Source organism: Enterobacter sp. 725m/11 (assembly GCF_011683705.1).
GTDB lineage: Bacteria > Pseudomonadota > Gammaproteobacteria > Enterobacterales > Enterobacteriaceae > Enterobacter > Enterobacter bugandensis.
The window spans coordinates 1-21083 of record NZ_JAAQOK010000018.1; the positions used below are offsets into that span (position 1 = coordinate 1).

The 21083-nt window shown below is 56.1% G+C and carries 18 protein-coding genes and 5 tRNA genes; 8 read left to right on the plus strand and 15 right to left on the minus strand.

Annotation, left to right across the window (positions count from 1 at the left end; translation table 11 throughout):
- From HBA26_RS09765 to HBA26_RS09785, 5 genes are all read right to left on the minus strand, one after another.
- Window positions 1-158 (minus strand): GTP-binding protein (locus HBA26_RS09765; protein WP_227507214.1); only part of this gene is annotated, 158 nt, incomplete at its 3' end.
- Between the two features lie 118 nt (window positions 159-276).
- A tRNA-Thr gene (locus HBA26_RS09770) sits at window positions 277-352 on the minus strand.
- 6 nt (window positions 353-358) lie between these two features.
- Window positions 359-433: transfer RNA gene (locus HBA26_RS09775), tRNA-Gly, on the minus strand.
- Window positions 434-550: 117 nt separating this feature from the next.
- Window positions 551-635: transfer RNA gene (locus HBA26_RS09780), tRNA-Tyr, on the minus strand.
- 8 nt (window positions 636-643) lie between these two features.
- Window positions 644-719, minus strand: a tRNA-Thr gene (locus HBA26_RS09785).
- Window positions 720-1036: 317 nt separating this feature from the next.
- On the opposite strand from HBA26_RS09785, the gene coaA reads away from it, so the two are divergent.
- Window positions 1037-1987: a type I pantothenate kinase gene (gene coaA / locus HBA26_RS09790; protein ID WP_032644951.1), complete on the plus strand. Its 951-nt coding sequence runs from the start codon at window positions 1037-1039 to the stop codon at window positions 1985-1987.
- A gap of 44 nt (window positions 1988-2031) precedes the next feature.
- On the opposite strand, the gene dppF is transcribed toward coaA, so the two are convergent.
- From dppF to HBA26_RS09835, 9 genes are all read right to left on the minus strand, one after another.
- Entirely contained in the window at window positions 2032-3045 is a 1014-nt protein-coding gene (gene dppF / locus HBA26_RS09795) for a dipeptide ABC transporter ATP-binding subunit DppF (RefSeq protein ID WP_028015094.1), read from the minus strand.
- The gene (dppD, locus tag HBA26_RS09800; protein WP_041911597.1) at window positions 3042-4025 is read right to left on the minus strand and encodes a dipeptide ABC transporter ATP-binding protein; all 984 of its coding nucleotides are present in this window, start codon (window positions 4023-4025) and stop codon (window positions 3042-3044) included. The genes dppF and dppD overlap by 4 nt, the downstream gene beginning before the upstream one ends.
- Window positions 4026-4035: 10 nt before the next feature.
- The gene (dppC, locus tag HBA26_RS09805; protein WP_028015093.1) at window positions 4036-4938 is read right to left on the minus strand and encodes a dipeptide ABC transporter permease DppC; all 903 of its coding nucleotides are present in this window, start codon (window positions 4936-4938) and stop codon (window positions 4036-4038) included.
- Between the two features lie 9 nt (window positions 4939-4947).
- Window positions 4948-5967: a dipeptide ABC transporter permease DppB gene (gene dppB, locus HBA26_RS09810; RefSeq protein ID WP_028015092.1), complete on the minus strand. Its 1020-nt coding sequence runs from the start codon at window positions 5965-5967 to the stop codon at window positions 4948-4950.
- 177 nt (window positions 5968-6144) lie between these two features.
- Entirely contained in the window at window positions 6145-7752 is a 1608-nt protein-coding gene (gene dppA / locus HBA26_RS09815; protein ID WP_028015091.1) for a dipeptide ABC transporter periplasmic-binding protein DppA, read from the minus strand.
- 620 nt (window positions 7753-8372) lie between these two features.
- Window positions 8373-8449: transfer RNA gene (locus HBA26_RS09820), tRNA-Pro, on the minus strand.
- Window positions 8450-8540: 91 nt separating this feature from the next.
- The gene (gene eptB / locus HBA26_RS09825; RefSeq protein WP_126345583.1) at window positions 8541-10235 is read right to left on the minus strand and encodes a kdo(2)-lipid A phosphoethanolamine 7''-transferase; all 1695 of its coding nucleotides are present in this window, start codon (window positions 10233-10235) and stop codon (window positions 8541-8543) included.
- Window positions 10236-10473: 238 nt separating this feature from the next.
- Window positions 10474-11676, minus strand: coding sequence for an MFS transporter (locus HBA26_RS09830; protein ID WP_041911599.1), 1203 nt, complete (start codon window positions 11674-11676; stop codon window positions 10474-10476).
- Between the two features lie 236 nt (window positions 11677-11912).
- Entirely contained in the window at window positions 11913-12455 is a 543-nt protein-coding gene (locus HBA26_RS09835; protein WP_028015088.1) for a lipase, read from the minus strand.
- Between the two features lie 160 nt (window positions 12456-12615).
- Between HBA26_RS09835 and tag the strand changes: the two genes are divergently transcribed.
- Entirely contained in the window at window positions 12616-13197 is a 582-nt protein-coding gene (tag, locus tag HBA26_RS09840) for a DNA-3-methyladenine glycosylase I (RefSeq protein ID WP_028015087.1), read from the plus strand.
- Window positions 13175-13621 carry an N-acetyltransferase gene (locus tag HBA26_RS09845; RefSeq protein WP_028015086.1) on the plus strand — a complete coding sequence of 149 codons (447 nt, stop codon included), beginning with the start codon at window positions 13175-13177 and terminating at the stop codon, window positions 13619-13621. The genes tag and HBA26_RS09845 overlap by 23 nt, the downstream gene beginning before the upstream one ends.
- Here the strand turns inward: HBA26_RS09845 and HBA26_RS09850 are convergent.
- Window positions 13584-15863 carry a molybdopterin guanine dinucleotide-containing S/N-oxide reductase gene (locus HBA26_RS09850; RefSeq protein WP_243854835.1) on the minus strand — a complete coding sequence of 760 codons (2280 nt, stop codon included), beginning with the start codon at window positions 15861-15863 and terminating at the stop codon, window positions 13584-13586. The genes HBA26_RS09845 and HBA26_RS09850 overlap by 38 nt on opposite strands.
- Window positions 15864-16074: 211 nt before the next feature.
- On the opposite strand from HBA26_RS09850, the gene HBA26_RS09855 reads away from it, so the two are divergent.
- The 5 genes from HBA26_RS09855 (at window position 16075) to HBA26_RS09875 (ending at window position 21061) form a co-directional block, all read left to right on the plus strand.
- Window positions 16075-16737, plus strand: a complete 663-nt coding sequence (locus HBA26_RS09855) for an OmpA family lipoprotein (RefSeq protein ID WP_008502762.1) — start codon at window positions 16075-16077, stop codon at window positions 16735-16737.
- A 114-nt stretch (window positions 16738-16851) separates the two neighbouring features.
- Entirely contained in the window at window positions 16852-17868 is a 1017-nt protein-coding gene (locus HBA26_RS09860) for a LacI family DNA-binding transcriptional regulator (RefSeq protein WP_028015084.1), read from the plus strand.
- Between the two features lie 103 nt (window positions 17869-17971).
- On the plus strand, window positions 17972-18721 hold the full coding sequence (locus HBA26_RS09865) for a sugar phosphate isomerase/epimerase (RefSeq protein ID WP_126345585.1): 750 nt from the start codon (window positions 17972-17974) through the stop codon (window positions 18719-18721).
- A gap of 3 nt (window positions 18722-18724) precedes the next feature.
- Window positions 18725-19663, plus strand: coding sequence for a sugar kinase (locus HBA26_RS09870; protein WP_126345586.1), 939 nt, complete (start codon window positions 18725-18727; stop codon window positions 19661-19663).
- 117 nt (window positions 19664-19780) lie between these two features.
- Window positions 19781-21061, plus strand: a complete 1281-nt coding sequence (locus tag HBA26_RS09875) for an MFS transporter (protein ID WP_047366951.1) — start codon at window positions 19781-19783, stop codon at window positions 21059-21061.
- The last annotated feature ends 22 nt before the right edge of the window (window positions 21062-21083 follow it).

Below are 21083 nucleotides of genomic sequence, written 5' to 3' on the forward strand. Positions count from 1 at the left end.
GCGTTATCGATCTGGTCGAATGCACGAGCAGAACCACCGTAGGTTTTAGCCAGAACGGTAGTGATTGCAGCGGTCAGCGTTGTTTTACCATGGTCAACGTGGCCGATAGTACCGACGTTAACGTGCGGTTTTGTACGTTCAAACTTTTCTTTAGACATCGATTGTCCCTCTAAGACACGGATAAATCGGTGATATCACCACATCAACCAGGCGAAATGCCTGAATTGTTGAATACAGTAAAATTGAAACAGAGAGAAACGGGAAGGAGAAGTGAAGTGGTGCTGATACCCAGAGTCGAACTGGGGACCTCACCCTTACCAAGGGTGCGCTCTACCAACTGAGCCATATCAGCACGTATTGGAGCGGGCAGCGGGAATCGAACCCGCATCATCAGCTTGGAAGGCTGAGGTAATAGCCATTATACGATGCCCGCATCCTGAAACTCGGCTACCCAGTTCTTTCTGTAACAAAAAAAGAGATTTCTCTCTTTTTCAGTTTGAGCTGGCTAATTTTTCCAACCAGCTCCGGCGGCATTTACGCTGCCAGAAAGTGGTGGTGGGGGAAGGATTCGAACCTTCGAAGTCTGTGACGGCAGATTTACAGTCTGCTCCCTTTGGCCGCTCGGGAACCCCACCGGACTTGATGGTGCCGACTACCGGAATCGAACTGGTGACCTACTGATTACAAGTCAGTTGCTCTACCTACTGAGCTAAGTCGGCATCAAGTAGCGCGCATTCTATGGATACCTGCGCGGTCATGCAACTAAAAATTTGCATAAAACGTTCTTTCGCTCACATTTTATGCGAACGCAGCGCTAAGCGATGTAAAAGTAGCCATTCCGGGTCAAATAATCAACATACAGGCATGATTTACATCGCATACACCGTAGCGTGACGGCTTCCGCGTAACGCAGCGCTTTCCATCTTTTTTCTTATTATTCCCGCCATCTGGTGTTAACCTCCTGCCCATTGTCCAAAATTAACTGTGTGATGAGCCACGTCCCGGCAGCATAGCGCTGGCTCACTGAAGCATGCTTATGAGCAAAAAAGAGCAAACGTTAATGACGCCTTATCTTCACTTTAACCGCAGCCAGTGGGCTGCCCTGCGTGATTCCGTCCCTATGACGCTGACGGAAGGTGAAATCGCACGGTTAAAAGGGATAAACGAAGATCTGTCCCTGGAAGAGGTGGCAGAAATTTATCTCCCCCTCTCTCGCTTGCTTAACTTCTATATCAGCTCCAACCTGCGCCGTCAGGCGGTGCTGGAGCAGTTCCTCGGAACCAATGGTCAGCGCATTCCTTATATCATTAGTATTGCGGGCAGCGTGGCCGTGGGTAAAAGCACTACCGCACGCGTGCTGCAGGCGCTGCTGAGCCGCTGGCCGGAACACCGCAGCGTTGAGTTGATCACCACCGACGGCTTCCTGCACCCGAATGAGGTCTTAAAAGAACGCGGGCTGATGAAGAAGAAGGGCTTCCCGCTCTCTTATGATATGCACCGTCTGGTAAAATTTGTCTCTGACCTGAAATCTGGCGTGCCGCACGTCACGGCGCCGGTCTATTCACACCTGATTTACGACCGCATCCCGGATGGGGATAAAACGGTAGTCCAGCCGGATATCCTGATCCTTGAAGGTTTGAACGTGCTGCAAAGCGGCATGGACTATCCTCATGACCCACATCATGTGTTCGTTTCGGATTTCGTCGATTTCTCTATCTATGTTGATGCGCCGGAAGATCTGCTGCAGAACTGGTATATCAACCGCTTCCTGAAGTTCCGCGAAGGGGCATTCACCGACCCGGACTCCTATTTCCACCACTACGCCCAGCTTTCTGAAGAAGAGGCGATTAATGTGGCCAGGGGGCTGTGGAATGAGATCAACTACGTGAACCTCAAAGAGAACATCCTCCCGACGCGCGAGCGTGCGAGCCTGATCCTCACCAAGAGCGAGAAGCACGCCGTCGACCAGATTCGCCTGCGAAAATAGTCAGGCAGACATAAAAAAACCGGCTTAGCGCCGGTTTTTTTTCGTTATGCGTGCGGCTTCTCGCCATTTTCATCCTGATCGACCGCAAAGCAGGCGACCAGCTGACCGCCATAATCCTTCAGCTGCGGCTGAAGCTGGGTGCACGGGCCAAAGCGGCGGCTGCAGCGCGCGTTGAAGGCACACCCCGGCGGCGGATTCAGCGGACTTGGCAGTTCACCCGTCAGCTTAATGCGCTCGCGACGATCGTCCGGGTTCAGACGCGGCGTCGCAGACAGCAGCGCCTGGGTGTATGGATGACGAGGATTACTAAAGATCTGCTCTTTGGTCCCCTTCTCCACGCAGCGTCCCAGATACATCACCATCACTTCATCGGCAATATGCTCCACCACCGACAGGTCATGGGAGATGAAGACATAAGACAGCCCCAGATCCTGCTGGAGATCCATCATCAGGTTCAGCACCTGCGCGCGCACGGACACGTCGAGCGCCGAAACCGGCTCATCGGCAATCACCACATCCGGATCGAGCATCAGCCCGCGGGCGATAGCGATACGCTGACGCTGGCCGCCGGAGAACATATGCGGGTAGCGGTCGTAATGCTCGGTTTTGAGGCCGACCTTCGCCATCATTGCCAGCGCTTTTTCACGGCGCTGCTCTTTGCTCAGATTGCTGTTAATCAGCAGGGGCTCTTCCAGGATCTGTCCCACTTTTTTACGCGGGTTCAAAGAACCGTACGGATTCTGGAACACAATCTGGATTTTCTGGCGGCGCAGCTTCTGCGCCTGCGGGTCGTGCTTGAGCAGATCCTGGCCCTGATAATAAAGCTCACCGCCGGTCGGGACTTCAATCATCGTCAGCAGACGGCCCAGCGTCGATTTCCCGCAGCCTGACTCCCCCACCACCGCCAGCGTTTTACCGCGTTCAAGGGTAAATGACACGCCGTCCAGCGCTTTCACCAGGCGCTCAGGGGCAAAAATCCCCTTTTTCACCGGGTAGTGTTTTTTCAGGTCGATGGCCTGCAACAGCGGTTGTTGCGTGGTGGCCTGTTGCGTACTCATAGTGTTGGCCTCCCGGCATCATCGAGTGGGTAGTGGCATTTTGACTGTCGACCGTCGGCCAGCAGATTCAGCTCTGGCTCCTCTACGCGACATTTGTCCGTGGCATACGGGCAGCGCGGATTAAGCAGACAGCCCTGCGGACGGTCGTATTTGCCCGGAACCACGCCCGGCAGCGACGCCAGACGCGCTTTGTCCTGGGCAAACTCCGGCAGCGCACGCAGCAGAGCCTGGGTATACGGGTGACGCGGCGCGCGGAAGATATCGTGCGAATTTCCGGTCTCGACCACCTGGCCCGCGTACATCACGATGATCTTGTGTGCCGCTTCGGCCACCAGCGCCAGATCGTGCGTAATCAGCACCAGCGCCATGTTCTCTTTCTGCTGCAACTCCAGCAGCAGCTCGATGATTTGCGCCTGAATGGTCACATCCAGCGCCGTTGTCGGTTCATCCGCAATCAGCAGCTTTGGTCGACAGGCAATCGCCATGGCGATCATCACGCGCTGGCTCATCCCACCGGAAAGCTGGTGCGGGTATACGTCCAGCCGCGATGCCGGATCAGGAATACCCACCTGGTTCAGCAGGTCGATCGCGCGCTGGCGACGGGTTTTCTTGTTACCACCCTGGTGCACCTTAATCGCTTCCATAATCTGGAAGCCGACCGTGTAGCACGGGTTCAGGCTGGTCATCGGGTCCTGGAAGATCATCGCCACTTCGGCGCCCACCAGCTGGCGGCGCTGTTTCTCAGAAATGCGCTTCAGGTCCTGACCGTTGAACTGCAGGTTTTCCGCCATCACGCGGCCCGGGTAATCAATCAGCCCCATGATTGCCAGTGAACTCACCGACTTACCGGAACCGGACTCCCCGACGATACCAACCACTTCGCCCTGATTGACGCTGTAGCTGATGCGGTCCACGGCGCGAAACGGGGTGCCTTCGTCGCCGAAGTGCACCGATAATTTATCTACATTTAATAACGCCATCTCGTGCCTCTTACTGCTTCAGTTTGGGATCAAGCGCATCACGCAGGCCATCACCCATCAGGTTAAATGCCAGCACCGTCAGCAGGATTGCCAGACCCGGGAAGGTGACAACCCACCAGGCGCTTTGTGCGAACTGCAACACGTCGGAGAGCATGGTGCCCCACTCCGGTGTTGGCGGCTGCGCACCCATGCCCAGGAAGCCAAGAGCGGCCATATCAAGAATGGCGTTAGAGAAACCGAGCGACGCCTGAACGATCAGCGGCGCAAGGCAGTTAGGGAAGATATTAACGAACATCTGGCGCATCGCACCGGCACCCGCCACGCGAGAGGCGGTGACGTAGTCGCGGTTCACTTCCACCAGCACCGCCGCGCGTGTTAATCGCACGTAGTGGGGAAGCGCCACAAAGGTCAGCGCCAGGGCGGCGTTACCGATCGACGGGCCGAAGATCGCCACCAGCACCAGAGCCAGCAGCAGGCTTGGCAGTGCCAGCATGATGTCGACGATACGCATAATTATGTTATCAACGATGCCGCCGAAGTAACCGGCAACCAGGCCGAGGATGATCCCCATAATCAGGGAGAGCACCACCACCAGACAACCAACCAGCAGCGACAAACGCGCGCCGTACATCAGACGCGACAGCACATCGCGGCCCACATCATCGGTACCCAGCAGGTGCGCCAGGCTACCGCCGTCCTGCCAGGCAGGAGGTGCCAGCAGCGCATCGCGGAACTGATCCGCCGGGTTATACGGCGCCAGAAAGTTCGCAAACACCGCAATCAGGATCATGATAGCGACATACACCAGCCCGACTACCGCGCCTTTATTGCGCTTGAAGTAGTGCCAGAACTCCTGCAGCGGCGTCATTGGAACCGGTGCAGCAACAGCTTTGTTTTCAGAAACCTGTGACATGATGGCCCCTTACTTCTTATGACGAATACGCGGGTTCACCACGCCGTACAGCAAATCGACCAGCAGGTTGACGAGGATAATCATCGTCGCGACCAGCAGCACCCCACCCTGCACCACCGGATAGTCACGGCGTTGCAGCGCATCAATCAGCCAGCGTCCGAGGCCCGGCCAGGAGAAGATGGTTTCCGTCAGGATCGCCCCCGCCAGCAGCGTACCCACCTGGAGGCCGATAACGGTCACCACCGGCAGCATGGCGTTACGCAGCGCGTGGACGATGATGACGCGCATGCGGGTTAAACCTTTGGCGCGCGCGGTACGGATGTAATCTTCACCCAGCACTTCCAGCATGGAGGAACGGGTCATACGCACGATCACCGCCAGAGGAATGGTGCCCAGCACCATGGCTGGCAGGATCATGTGCGCAACGGCATCAATGAAGTTGCCCTCCTCGCCCCAGATGGCCGTGTCGATCAGCATAAAGCCGGTTAACGGATTGGTATCATCAAGGAAGACCATATCGCTGACGCGTCCGGAGACCGGCGTCAGGTTCAATTGCACCGAGACCAGCATGATCAGCATCATGCCCCACCAGAAGATAGGCATGGAATAACCGGTCAGCGCCAGACCCACGGCGGTATGGTCGAAAATAGAGCCACGCTTAACGGCAGCCAGTACCCCAACAGGAATACCCACCGCAGTGGCGAAAATCATGGCGCAGATGCCAAGCTCCAGCGTCGCTTTAAAACGCGGCACGAACTCGTCCCACACCGGAAGACGGCTTTTTAACGAAATCCCTAAGTCACCGTGCATCACGCCCCAGATATAGTGGAGGTACTGCTGCCACATCGGCTTATCGAGGCCGAGTTCAGCCAGCAGCTGCGCATGACGTTCAGGGGAGATACCACGCTCGCCCGCCATAATCATTACCGGGTCGCCGGGGATCATATGGACGAAGGCAAAAGTGAGAAGGGTGATACCGATAAACGTCGGGATAACAAGTCCCAGACGTCGGAGGATGAACTGCAACATAACCCGGATTCTCTCTGATGACGCACGGCCAGTGGCGTGACGTCTGTATTGCTCACAAATCTTATTCCCTCCCCTTTCAGAGAGGCAATAAAGCACTGCTGCCGGGTGGCGCTACGCTTCCCCAGCCTACATACCGTAGGCCAGTGCAAGCGCAGCGCCGCCTGGCGTTGCTTTTAATTATTCAACCGATACGTTTTCGAAGTGGTGTTTGCCCAGTGGATCAACCACATAGCCCTTCACTTCTTTACGCACTGGCTCATACACGGTGGAGTGAGCAACAATCAGCGCCGGAGCCTGATCGTGCATAACAACCTGAGCCTGCTTGTAGAGTTCAATACGTTTGTTGTGATCGTCGGTCGCACGCGCCGGCTGGATCAGGTCTTCAAACGGCTTGTAGCACCAGCGAGAGTAGTTAGAGCCGTCTTTCGCTGCCGCACAGCTGAACAGGGTGGCGAAGAAGTTGTCCGGATCCCCGTTGTCACCGGTCCAGCCCATCATTACCGCCTGGTGCTCACCCGCTTTGGCGCGCTTCAGATACTCGCCCCACTCGTAGGTCACGATCTTGGCCTGAACGCCAATCTTAGCCCAGTCAGCCTGGACCATTTCCGCCATACGGCGTGCGTTCGGGTTGTACGGACGCTGTACCGGCATCGCCCACAGCTCGACGGTAAAGCCTTTATCCTGGCCCGCTTCTTTCAGCAGCGCTTTCGCTTTCTCAGGATCGTAACTGTAGTCCTTAACGTCGTCGTTATAGCCCCACATGGTTGGTGGGATCAGGTTCTTGGCAGCAACGCCCGCGCCCTGGTAAACGGCCTTGATGATCGCTTCTTTGTTCACCGCGTAGGTCAGCGCCTGACGTACTTTCACGTCATCAAACGGTTTCTTCTCGGTGTTGAAGGAGAGATAGCCTACGTTCAGGCCCGCCTGCTCCATCAGGTTGATGTTCTTGTCCTGCTTCATGCGCGCGATGTCTGCCGGGTTCGGGTACGGCATCACCTGGCATTCGTTTTTCTGCAGTTTAGCGTAACGTACGGACGCATCAGGCGTGATGGAGAAGACCAGACGGTCGATCTGCGGCTTGGTGCCCCAGTAGCCCGGGAAGGCTTTATACAGAATACGGGAGTCTTTCTGGTACTGCAGCAACTGGAACGGGCCGGTACCGATTGGGTTCAGGTCCACTTTTTCCGGCGTGCCGGCTTTCAGCATGTTGTCCGCATACTCTTTAGAGAGAATAGAGGCGAAGTCCATGGCCAGGTCAGCCAGGAATGGCGCTTCCGGACGGGTCAGCACGAACTGAACGGTTTTATCATCTACTTTTTTCACTTCGGCGATCAGGTCCGGCAGACCCATCCCTTCGAAGTATTCGTAGCTGCCGCCAGACACTTTGTGGTACGGGTTCTGGGCGTTTTTCTGACGGTCGAAGGAGAACACAACGTCGTCGGCGTTAAAGTCGCGCGTTGGTTTGAATTCTTTGCTGTCCTGCCACTTCACGCCCTGGCGCAGGTGGAAGGTATAGGTTTTGCCGTCTTCGCTGATGTCCCACTTCTCGGCCAGACCCGGAATCACTTCCGTGGTGCCGGTTTTGAATTCAACCAGACGGTTATAGATAGGTACAGAGCTTGCGTCGTAAGTCGTACCAGAGGTAAAGAGCTGTGGGTTAAAGCCTTCCGGCGAGCCTTCAGAACAGTAAACCAGGGTTTTTGCCTGTACGCTTGCTGCCACGGTCATAGCCACCAGGCTCAGACCAAGCTTCAGCATCCCTGACTTCTTCAAGGAAATACTCATTATTCTGCTCCAATGTGATGTTTTGCTTTGTTGTGTTACGCCGCCAGACCTTTATTTATTTTTTACCCGGTCCGGTCGGAGGTGCCCGAAGGCGTTAAAGGGATGGAGAATCCTTTCAGAAGAGCGTTTGAGTTGCAGCGCAGATCGTCCCTGAAATGCCCCTCATGCCCTACAATCTGTCAACAGAATGTGAAAACGTCAATACAGGTGACGGGGATTTGCGCCGAGTGTGAGAAACCGCAAACAAAGATTAAAAAAACCCTGAACGCCAGTTTTCAGCAGGGAAATTTATGCTACTCGCCAACTTGCAGCACAAATATCTTCATATTTCGCAACAATCAGTGATTAACTTTTATTCAGAATGGGTAAATTTTCTTGCAGAATGGTGATTATCTGAGCACTAAATACCGCGAACGTTAAAACGCACAGCGAAAAATGCTGAGGTTATCCATAAGCAACGCGAAAAAAGATCAATCTATATATAAAAAAATACAATGGATTATGTCACAAAATCGTTAACAGGCAGGAAGAAGCGGGGATAAGGGGCATTTTACTGAATCAGGATGAGTAAGCCGTTAATGCAAAAAGGGCTAACCTTGCGGTTAGCCCTTTTCAGAATGTGGTCGGCGAGAGAGGATTCGAACCTCCGACCCACTGGTCCCAAACCAGTTGCGCTACCAAGCTGCGCTACTCGCCGAATGCGGAGCGCATCTTACTGCTGAGGTGCGCCCCCGTCAATCCCTTATTTTCAAAAAGCCATTCAACTGGCGATATTCTCGCCAGAGCAGCTACTGCGAGGCTTTTGCGGTGTTATCAGGGAGTTTACACCAGTTGTTGTTTTCGTTAATCCCACCGTTCGGTGAGGTATAGCCGAGGCAACCCATAATGGTGTCGTACAGCTCAACGTGACGGCGCGGCACCTTCATTTCCGCCTCTTTCTTAAGCTGAGCAAACATCTTCGCTTTCTCCGGATTTTCAAGATACTTATCCGACATCCACATGATCATCGGCACGCGGAACTGCTCGGGCGGTGCCAGCTTGCGCGGCGTACCGTGCAGGTGCTCTTTCTCATTAATGGACTCACCGTGGTCTGCGGCGTAGATAACAATCGCTTTTTTATCACGCAGCTGGTCGATCACCCGGCTCAGGAAGGTATCCACATACAGTACCGAGTTATCGTAGGCGTTGATTAGCTCCTGCTTGCTGCAGTCTTTATTAATGCCTACACACTCAGGCTGCCATTTCGCGAAATCGCGCGTGTAACGCTGGTAATAACTGTAATGCGATCCTTTGGTATGCAGAATGACGAGATGTTTGCCCTGCGGGTGATTCTTCAGAGACTGGGACATCTCCTCAAGCAGCAGCATGTCGTCCACGTTTTTCCCGCGGTTGCGAGGCTCGGCACCAATCTGCTCACGATACGCGATGTTATCTGCCAGCGTGTTGGTGTAGAACCACATCTCACTTTGCATGGCGAACAGATCGGAGCTAAATCCAAGCTGCTTCAGCACGGCAAAGACGTTTTGTTCTTTCAGCGTACGTTGCGGGTTATCGCTCGCCCCGCCTTCACGCACAAACATACAGCGCAACGAGAGCTTCGTGGCGGTATCGCAGGAATAGCCGCGGTAAGCCACCAGATTCTTCTCCTGCGCCAGTTTCGGTGTGGTATCGCGGTCATAACCGAGGATACCCATATGATCCCAGCGCGTCGTTTCACCGATGACAAAGACTACGTAAGTATCATCCAGCCCGTCAGCCGGCGCCTGGTAGGTGAACTTTTTGGTCGGGTTAATCAGTGATTTCACATCGCTGGATTCGTCCGCCTGCGCCCAGGCGTAAAGACCTAACGCGGACAGCCAGTTGGACGGCAGATACGAGTTAGCCACCACGCCGCCATAGCTCGGCATATCCACGCCCGTCGCTTTTTCGATCCGTTTTTGCTGTTTTTCCATCAGGCGAATCGGCGCCCACACCAGCAGGCCCGCCAGCAGAACGACGGCGACGTTGCGGATGCGCTGTCCCCGGGTACGCAGCTGGCGTAACAGGGTATAACGGCAGGTATTACTCCAGATAAAGAAGAGCGGGATCAGGCAGGTCAAAATCGTCCATATGATGAACCCTTGACCCACCACCTCTTTCGAGAGGTCGATGTCCGTGGTCATCACCGAGGCGACAATACCGTAGCCAATGACCACGTTCATGAATGTCATGTAATAGCTTGCGGCGGCAGAGATAATCACCACCAGCGAGGCCAGAATTTGCCATGTACGTCGGCCAAAAAGTGAGAGCAGGCGTAACAGGAAGAAGGTTGCCAGGATAGAGCCAAACACTTCAATGACGGCAAAAATTCCATTTCTTACGCTGAGGTGTTCGAAATAACCTTCCACACGTCTGAACAGTACCGCGCCATTCAGAAACAAACCGATATAGACAGCCAGCATCAGACACAATCTTTGCTGGGTAAGAGACCTAATATATTTCATGCAAACAACCCTGGGGGAAGGGGTATAAAGACCCGCCGAATCTCAGTGAGAAAGCTGACAGAGTAAGTAGATGCGAGCGAAACCGTTATCAGAAACGTCTACAAGCGCGATAAGTAGACCACAGCGGGAAAGAAAAGTGGCAGCAGAGAGTGTGATCGAGGAAATTTTTTACAAAATAACAAGTCCGGAAGTGATGTTGAGATAAAAAAAAGAGGCCCTGAGGCCCCTTTTCATCGAATCATGCATGCGCTTCTTTATACACTTCGCGCTGCGGCTGACGAATCGTTGTGGACAGCGCCAGCGAGATAATCAGCAAGGCAAATATCACGCAGAAGGTTACGTAGAAGCCACCGAACAGCGAGGCAATCAGCGACCCGCAGATACTGCCGATACCGAAGCCGAGATAAATGACGCCGTAGTTTTTCGCCAGATTGTTGAGGCCGAAGAACTCGCTTACCAGCGACGGGAAAACGGTAATGGTGCCGCCGAAGTTAAAGGCGACGCAGGCAATCGCCGCAAAGAAGGTCGCCTCGTTCAGCGGTGCAAACAGCAGCGCCGCCATGCCTACCAGAGAGATGACCTGCCCCAGCGTAATCACGCGGATGCGGGCGATTTTGTCAGACAGGATACCGAGCACCAGACGACCCGAGAGGTTAGCAATGGAGATGACCGTCACCGCATTCGCCGCCGTCGCGGCATCCAGTTTTACCATCCCCTGCGCGATATCTTTTGCCACGCCGATGACATACAGACCGCTCATGCAGGCCGTCAGGAACATCACCGCCAGCATCCAGTACTGCGGTTTACGCATGGACTGCGCGAGGGTGAAATCATTCTCCACCACGCCGTTAACGGTTTTCACTTCCTGCTGCGGGGCATCTTTCATCAGCGTGGCACCAAACAGAATCATCACCAGGACAATTGCCCCCCAGATCATGAACGTTTTTTCGAGGCCAACGGACGCCAGCAGTTGAGAGTCGATAAATTTAAAGCCAAGGCTGCCCAGGCCATAGGAGCCGATAGCAAACGCGGAGATCAAGCCTTTACGCTCCGGGAACCACTTCACGCAGTTCGACAGCGTCAGCAGGTAACCTGCGCCGTCCGCCAGCCCCACCAGCACGCCGGCGCTCAGCCACAGCATCATCAGGTTGCTGGAATGCGCCGTCAGGAAAAAGCCCAGGCCCAGCAGAATGCCGGAGGCCATGGTCACGCGCTTCACGCCGAAGCGTTCCTGAAGTTTGCCCGCCACGGAAGAGGAAATCGCTAATCCAAGACTCAGTAAGCCGAAGGAGAATGCCACCTGGCTTATCGGCGCGCCGAGCTTATCAGACAAGGCGCTGTTAAACAGACTCCAGGTATAAACCGAACCCAGTGCGAACTGGGTAATGATGGTGCCGAATAGCGTCAGCCAGCGCGTGCGGTTATAGGTTGAGGTGTTCATGGCAGTATCCTGCAAGAGAAATTAAGGAAATTCGCTGAGGACACGATAAACAAAACCCCAAAACGCCAGGGGTAAAACGGCATGAAATGCAGGAGAAACGGAATGAAATGCCTGGAAGCGGGAATGAACGACCTTGCCGGAGAAGAAAACGTTTAAAGGTGAGTGACCACTATCACCACACCCCCCGCCGTTATTGTATTAAATATGTTACCGCAGCGTTTAAAAAAGTAACAACCCTAAAATTTGGCGCTTAAGCCCAGGGTATACAAATATTCTTCTTCCGACTGCTGGTTGTAGCTGATCTTCGCCCAGGGGTGTAAATCGCCGTACTGGGTATCAACACGCCACCCCAGCGAGTTCACGCTGGCATGCCAGAGGGGTTCGGTAAGCGACTGCGCGGTGGTTGAATCACTAAACGTATTTACCGTTGAGGGTGGAGTGCCCTCTGTGCGCCACGCCATGACCGGCCCGGTTGTGATATGCCCCGCCACGGGAAAATTCCAGCCAACGCTCAGAACGGTTTCCGCATCCGACCCGGATGGGTCGTTCAGCGCAAAGCCCGCAGCATTCTGCGAATGGTTAATACGCTCCGCGAGAATATCTTCATAACGAGGTTGGTGATCGGCGTCCCATGTATAGCGTTCTGTCGTATTACTTTGTGCATCTGAAACGATATATTCCTGTTGCCACGCAAAAGCGGTGTTACATATAAGCAGGCAGGCTGAAACGCCCACCAGGCCAGAAGCAGCATGGCGACCACTGATTTTTTTTATCATCATCAAAGCGACTCCAGAAAGAGCCGAGTTCGGCGATATATGTCATTGTTCGAAGAGGTATTGGGGCATATAGCCCTGTATTAACTATTGTCTCTTTAGCAGACACGTCAAGCCGGGCAGATTGAAATTTTTGCGTTTATCGTATCAGGAAGGGAGATGACCTATGCAACGTTGCGGTTGGGTAAGCCAGGATCAGCTTTATATCGATTATCACGACAAGGAATGGGGCGTACCGGAGACCGACGGTGAAAAACTGTTTGAAATGATTTGCCTTGAAGGCCAGCAGGCCGGTCTGTCGTGGATCACCGTTCTGAAAAAGCGTGAGAACTACCGCAATGCCTTCCACCGGTTCAATCCGGCTGCGGTGGCCGCCATGACCGACGACGACGTGGAAAGACTGGTTCTGAATCCCGGTATCATCCGCCATCGCGGTAAAATTCAGGCCATTATCGGTAACGCGAGGGCTTATCTGGCGATGGAGCAAAACGGCGAACCCTTCTCAGCATTTGTCTGGTCGTTTGTGGATAACGAGCCGAAGGTGACGCGGGCCGCCACGCTTGCAGAGATCCCAACCTCGACCCCTGCCTCGGATGCCCTGTCGAAAGCGCTGAAAAAACGCGGCTTCAAGTTTGTGGGTACCACCATCTGTTACTCCTTTATGCAAGCCTGCGGGCTGGTCAATGACCATATTACGGGCTGCATCTGCCACCCGGAGGGCAACCATGATCCGCAAATGGCACAGTGAGAATACCGCTCAGCTCCTGAGACTGTGGCTTGAGAGCACCACCGAGGCGCATCCGTTTATCGACGCCGACTACTGGAAAGCGAACGAAGCGCTGGTGCGGGATGAATACCTGCCCGCCGCCGAAACCTGGGTCTGGGAGGAGAACGGCACGCCGCGCGGTTTTATCAGCGTCATACAGTCGCAGTTTGTGGGGGCGCTGTTCGTTACGCCAGCGTATATCGGAAAAGGCATCGGGCGCGCGCTGCTGAACCATGTTCAACAGCGCTTTCCGCACTTAACCCTGGAGGTGTATCAGAAAAATGTCCGGGCGGTGAATTTCTACCATGCTCAGGGCTTTCGCATTGAAGACAGCGCCTGGCAGGATGACACCCAACACCCGACGTGGATCATGAGCTGGCAGGCGGATCAAACGCCGTTAAGGTAAGCTCGGGCCCCTCATATTTCTCGACCCAGGCCAGCGCCGTGTTCCCTGCGCAACCATTCCCCAGCTTCGAGCTGGGGAGATCTTTGGTCAGCACGTTAACCGCCCCGTTTTTACAGATCCCACCTTCGGTGGGCTCAAGGTCGGGCCAGGCTCCCTGATGAATACAGATCACGCCTGGCTTAATCCCGTCGCTGACCACCGCCCCTGCCAGCACCTGTCCACGCTGGTTCCAGACGCGCACCACGTCACCGTCCGCAATCCCACGCGCTTTGGCGTCTAAAGTATTCAGCGTAATTGGCTCCCGCCCGGCGACCGCATACTGCTCGCGCAGAGAGGTGTAATTAAGCTGACTGTGCAGACGATGCGCCGGATGGGCAGACAGCACCTGCAGCTGCTCCGGCTGAGCGTTGCCGTGCCACTCGTCCGGCTCCAGCCACGAAGGGTGTGGCGGACAATCGGCATATCCAAAGCTGGCGATGCGCTCGCTGTAGATCACAATCTTGCCGCTCTCGGTTTTCAGCGGATGGTTTTCCGGGTCGCGACGGAAATCGGCGAAACGGACAAATCGGGCGTTCTGTTCGCTTTCCGGCATTTCGAGAATCTGGTTCGCCTCCCAGAATTCAGCAAATGGCGGAAGCGTCACGCCCTGCGCCGCACCACGCTGTCCGGCGATCTGGTAGAAACTCTCCAGCCACTGCAGGTCATTTTTCCCTTCGGTAAAGCGTTCGCGACCGCCCGCTTCCCAGAGCTCGCTCAGTTCAGCAAACACGTCAAAATCATCACGCGCTTCATCACGCGGGGCCACCACGCGCTTCATCGGCACCATATGCTGGTTGCTGTAATCGCCGGTCATGGTGAGATCGTTACGCTCAAACGACGTGGTCGCCGGCAGCACGATATCGGCATGTTTGGCCGAGGCGGTCCAGAAGCACTCGGAAATCACCACCAGCTCCGGCTTTTGCCAGGCGCGGATCAAGCGATTGGTATCCTGATGGTGCGTGAAGTTTGCCCCGCCCGCCCACCAGACAAACTTAATGTCCGGGAAGTGGCGGTCCAGACCGTTATGCTGATAAAAACCGCCCGGGTTTTCCAGGGCTTCAACGATTCGCGCCACCGGGATTTTATCCACGGCATCCACGCCGCCCTGCACCGAGCCTTGCAGGGACGCCAGCACCGCCGCTTTACGCGTTGGGTTACCGCCATTCGCAAAGTGATAGGAAAGACCAAAACCGCCGCCCGGCGTACCAATCTGTCCTAGCATCGCGGCAAGCGTCACCAGCATCCAGTGTTTCTGCTCGCCGAACTGCTGGCGCTGCATCCCCCAGCCGGACATTAACATCGTGGTATTTTTATGGAACAGTGCCGCCAGTTCGCGGATTTTAGCGGCTGGAACGCCACAAATTTCCGCGGCCCACTCTGCCGTTTTCACTACCCCATCAGATTCGCCCGTCAGGTAGTCGGCGAATTTGTCGAAGCCGGAGGTGCACCGGGCGAGGAAATCGCGGTCGTGCCAGCCGTTCTCCACCAGCGTATGGGCGATACCCAGCATCATCGCCACGTCGGTGCCCATATGAGGAGCAATCCACTCGGCGCTGTCGCCGAAGAAATCCATGGTTTCAGAACGCATCGGATCAATGCAGATGATGCGTTTGCCGCTTTTGCGCAGCGCGTCGAAATACCCAATCCCCTGCTCGTCGCTGGCATTCCAGGCAATTTTCAGCGTGTTCAGCGGGTTGGCGCTCCACAGCACCACCACGTCGGTGTGCTGCAGCACCAGCGGCCAGCTGGTCTGCTGCTGGTACACTTCGTTTCCTCCCACGACGTACGGCATGATCGCCTGCGCCGCGCCGGTCGAATAGTCTCCCAGATGACCGGTATAGCCCCCGGCCAGGCTCATGTAGCGCTGCAGCAGGGTCGAGGCCTTGTGCAGCACGCCGTTCGAGCGCCAGCCATAGGAGCCGGCAAAAATGGACGATGGGCCATAGCTGTCGCGAATGCGCTTATGCTGCGTATGGATCAGCGCCAGCGCATCGTCCCAGCTCACGCGAACAAACTCATCCTGACCACGGATCCCCTGCGGTTTATCCGGCGAGGCCAGAAAACCTTTGCGCACCATCGGCCATCGCACGCGCGTTTTGCTGTGCACCTGATCGCGTACGACGGTCTGTAACGAATTGGGATGTTGTGTTGGCAGTGCCCCACGGGACGACAGAACATTTTCGCCATCGGTTTCGACCAGCATCGACCCCCAGTGGGCGGCGGTCAGAATGGTTTTTGTTGAGGTGCTCAAGCGTGCGCTCCTGGTTGCGTGCAGGTTTACGGCCTTCTCGTTGAGGTCGTTTATGGTTTGTCACAAATTTCAGAGTTATACCCGGAATTTTCTCCGTATCTGGACGTCATAATCAACTGCCACGCTCGCCGTGGCAAAGAATAAAAAGGATTAAGGAAAGAAGATGAAAAAACGCGTACTCGTTATTGCCGCTCTGGTGAGCGGTGCACTGGCTGTTTCTGGCTGCACAACCAACCCTTACACCGGTGAGCGCGAAGCGGGTAAATCCGGCATTGGCGCAGGTATCGGCTCGCTGGTCGGCGCAGGCGTTGGGGCACTCTCCTCCTCCAAGAAAGACCGCGGCAAAGGTGCGCTGATTGGCGCAGCGGCAGGTGCGGCGCTGGGCGGCGGCGTCGGTTATTACATGGACGTGCAGGAAGCGAAACTGCGCGACAAAATGAAGGGAACCGGCGTGAGTGTCACCCGCAGCGGCGATAACATCATCCTGAACATGCCGAACAACGTGACCTTTGACAGCAGCAGCGCCACGCTGAAACCTGCGGGCGCGAACACCCTGACCGGCGTGGCGATGGTGCTGAAAGAGTACAACAAGACCGCCGTGAACGTGATTGGCTACACCGACAGCACCGGCAGCCAGGATCTGAACATGCGTCTGTCTCAGCAGCGTGCCGATTCCGTGGCCAGCTCCCTGATAACCCAGGGCGTTGAAGCAAACCGCATCCGCACCAGCGGCATGGGCCCTGCCAATCCTATCGCCAGCAACAGCACGGCGGAAGGTAAAGCGCAAAACCGTCGCGTAGAGATTACGTTGAGCCCGATTCAGTAATCCCCGAGGGAGAGGGCCGGGGTGAGGGCAACAGACCGCACACCCCGGCATGAACCACTTGCCATCGTTGATTTTCCCGCTAAGGTATTCTCACTAAATTCAGGGAAATCAGCGATGAGCAAACCAGCCCGGGCCACCATCAGCGACGTGGCGAAAGCCGCCAAAACCGGTAAAACCAGCATTTCGCGCTACCTTAACGGCGAGAAACATCTGCTGTCCGACGCATTGCTGGCGCGTATTGAACAGGCCATTGCCGATCTCGACTATCGTCCCAGCCTGATGGCGCGCGGGCTCAAACGCGGTCGCACCCGTTTGATCGGCCTTATTATCGCCGATATCACCAACCCTTACTCCGTCAACGTCCTCAGCGGTATCGAGGCCGCCTGCCGCGAGAAGGGCTTCACGCCGCTGGTCTGTAATACCAACAACGAAGTCGACCAGGAGCTGCACTACCTCGATCTGCTGCGCAGCTACCAGGTGGAAGGGATTGTGGTTAACGCAGTAGGCATGCGTGAAGAGGGCCTGAACCGCCTGCAGCAGTCCTCTCTGCCAATGGTCCTCATCGACCGTAAAATCCCGGAATTCGCCTGCGATGTCGTCGGGCTGGATAACACCCAGGCAGCCACAACCGCGACCGAGCACCTGATCGAACAGGGCTTCGAAGCGATTCTTTTCCTGAGCGAACCGCTGGGCATGGTAAATACCCGACGCGACCGCCTGGCGGCATTTCGCGCCACGCTTGCGCGTTATCCCGGTGCGATCGCCGAAAATGCCGAAACGCCGCTTCACGAAGCCGACCAGATCGACAACACCCTGCGCCAGTTCCATACCCGCCATCGCGGGATGCGCAAAGCCGTTATCTCCGCCAACGGGGCGCTGACGCTTCAGGTCGCCCGCTCGCTCAAGCGCATTGGCCTGCACTGGGGCAGCGATATCGGTCTGCTGGGCTTTGATGAGCTGGAGTGGGCGGAGCTCGCTGGCGTGGGTATTACGACCCTTAAACAACCCACCTGGCAGATTGGCTATGCCGCTGTAGAACAAGTGATTCGTCGTATTGAAGGCACCCGCGATGCCGTACGCGAGCAGGTCTTCTCCGGCGAGCTGATCGTTCGCGGCTCCACCGCCCGTTAATTCCCCCTTGTGATAGCGATCATAAATTCGACATCCTGATCTTTTCTTTGGAACCGGTTCCATCTAGCGTAATAGTATTGATATGTTGCGATGGAGTCCGAAGATGGGCAGGAAAATCATGGTGGTCACCGCCGCGTACGGCGCGGAACAGGTGCGACAGGCAGGCGGTCAGCGGGCGATGCTCCCCGTTATTGCAGGCGCAGGGGCAGACGGCGTGGAGATCCGCCGCGAACTGTTTAACAGCGAAGAGCTGCTGGCGCTGCCTGCACTGAGCGAATCCATCGAGCTAATGGGTCTGCTGGCGTGCTACTCCGCGCCCGCCGCCCTGTTTATGGCCGACGGCACCCTTAACCCGGACCTGCCCCGCTATCTCTCTGAGGCCAACACCCTTAACGCCCTGTGGCTGAAGGTTTCCCTCGGCCATTTCAGCGACACACATCCTCTCGACGCCCTGCGCGCCCTGCTGAATGCCAGCGGTATGGCGCTTGTTGTGGAGAACGATCAGACCGACTGCGGGCAGCTCGCGCCCATGCGGCGCTTCCAGGCCGCCTGTCGGGAAATGGCGTTGCCCGTCACGCTGACCTTCGACATGGGCAACTGGCTGTGGGTCGGCGACTCCCCCGAAGAAGCCGCACGTCACCTGGCCCCTGCGGTGAGCTATATCCACGTTAAAGCCGCCGTGCCGCATAAAGATAACTTCCGCGCCGTGGCGCCGGACCGCGCAGACGCGCGCTGGCTGGATCTGCTCGGCCAGCTGCCTGTAAATGCTCCGCGCGGTATTGAGTTCCCGCTGGAAGGGGCGGATTTAACCGCCGTTACCCGTCATTACGTCAACCTGCTGCGCGAGGAGTAAATCATGCACAAAACGCTGGATGCCATCACGATCGGCGAGGCTATGGCGATGTTTGTCGCGACCGAAACGGGCGAACTGAGCGCGGTAGAGCACTTTATGAAACGCGTAGCGGGCGCAGAGCTGAACGTCGCGACCGGCCTGGCGCGTCTCGGTCTGAACGTCGGCTGGGTCAGCCGCGTGGGGGATGACAGCTTTGGCCATTTCGTTCTCGACTCGCTGAAAAAAGAGAATATTGATGCCGCAGGCGTCACCCTGGACGGACGCTTTCCTACCGGCTTTCAGCTTAAATCGAAGGTCGAAAATGGAACCGATCCCATTGTGGAGTATTTCCGCAAAGGTTCGGCGGCAAGCCATCTCTCAACGGAAGATTACCACGCCGGCTATTTTGCCTCCGCGCGCCATCTGCACCTGAGCGGCGTGGCGGCGGCGCTCTCTGACAGTTCCTATGAACTGCTGGACCATGCGGCAACGACCATGAAGTCGCTGGGCAAAACGATCTCTTTCGATCCGAATTTGCGCCCGGTGCTGTGGAAAAGCGAAGCGGAAATGGTCGAGAAGCTGAACCGTCTGGCGTTCCAGGCGGACTGGGTTCTGCCGGGCCTGAAAGAGGGGATGATTCTGACGGGTGAAAATACGCCGGAAGGCATTGCTGATTTCTATCTGAATCAAGGGGTAAAAGCGGTGGTGCTGAAGACCGGTGCCGATGGTGCATGGTTCAAAACGGCCGACGGCGAACAGGGCGCGGTCGCGGCGGTGAAGGTTGAGAACGTTGTCGACACCGTCGGCGCGGGCGATGGCTTTGCCGTAGGCGTCATTAGCGCCCTGCTGGAAGGCAAACCGCTGCAGCAGGCCGTCGCGCGGGGCAATAAGATTGGCTCGCTGGCGATTCAGGTGCAGGGCGACAGCGAAGGATTGCCAACGCGAGCAGAGCTCGGCGTTTAAATTCCCTCTCCCTGTGGGAGAGGGCCAGGGTGAGGGCAGCATGCCACACCAAATAATTAAGCCACCGTGTACCCTACAGACAACGGCGGTAACAACCTCAACAACAGAGGCAAGCCTATGAACAGTTCGACCAATGCAGTAAAACGCTGGTGGTACATCATGCCAATCGTGTTTATCACGTACAGCCTGGCGTACCTCGATCGTGCCAACTTCAGCTTCGCGTCCGCGGCGGGGATCACCGAAGACCTCGGCATCACCAAAGGTATTTCATCCCTGCTGGGTGCCCTTTTCTTCCTGGGCTACTTCTTCTTCCAGATCCCCGGCGCGATTTACGCGGAACGCCGCAGCGTGCGTAAGCTGATCTTCATCTGTCTGATCCTGTGGGGCGCCTGCGCGTCACTGACCGGCGTGGTGAACAATATTCCTGCCCTGGCGGCCATTCGCTTTATCCTCGGCGTCGTTGAGGCAGCGGTCATGCCGGCGATGCTGATTTACATCAGCAACTGGTTTACCAAATCTGAACGTTCACGCGCGAATACCTTCCTGATCCTCGGTAACCCGGTCACCGTACTGTGGATGTCGGTAGTCTCCGGCTACCTGATCCAGTCCTTCGGCTGGCGCGAGATGTTTATCATCGAAGGGGTACCCGCAATTATCTGGGCATTCTGCTGGTGGGTGCTGGTAAAAGATAAGCCTGCCCAGGCGAAGTGGCTTTCCGAAGATGAAAAAGCCGCGCTGCAGGCGCAACTGGATAAAGAGCAGCAGGGGCTGAAGGCGGTACGCAACTACGGCGAAGCGTTCCGCTCCCGCAACGTTATCCTGCTCTGCGCGCAGTACTTTACCTGGAGTATCGGCGTGTACGGGTTTGTGCTGTGGCTGCCGTCGATTATCCGCAGCGGCGGCGAGAACCTCGGCATGGTGGAAGTGGGCTGGCTCTCTTCCGTACCGTATCTCGCCGCGACCATCGCGATGATCGTTGTCTCCTGGGCGTCGGACAAGCTGCAAAACCGCAAGCTGTTTGTCTGGCCGCTGCTGCTGATTGCCGCTTTCGCCTTCATCGGCTCGTGGGCGGTGGGCGCGAATCACTTCTGGGCCTCTTATACCCTGCTGGTGGTTGCCGGTGCCGCCATGTACGCCCCGTACGGTCCGTTTTTTGCCATCATCCCGGAAATGCTGCCGCGTAACGTCGCGGGCGGTGCAATGGCATTGATTAACAGTATGGGCGCGCTGGGGTCGTTCTGCGGATCCTGGTTCGTCGGCTATCTGAACGGTGTGACCGGCAGCCCATCCGCGTCGTACATCTTTATGGGGGTAGCGCTTTTCGCCTCCGTGTGGCTTACTTTGATTGTTAAGCCTGCTAATAATCAACAGCACCTCGTCGGCGCACGCCACGCCTGAATCCTTAAAAATCAACGGAGAT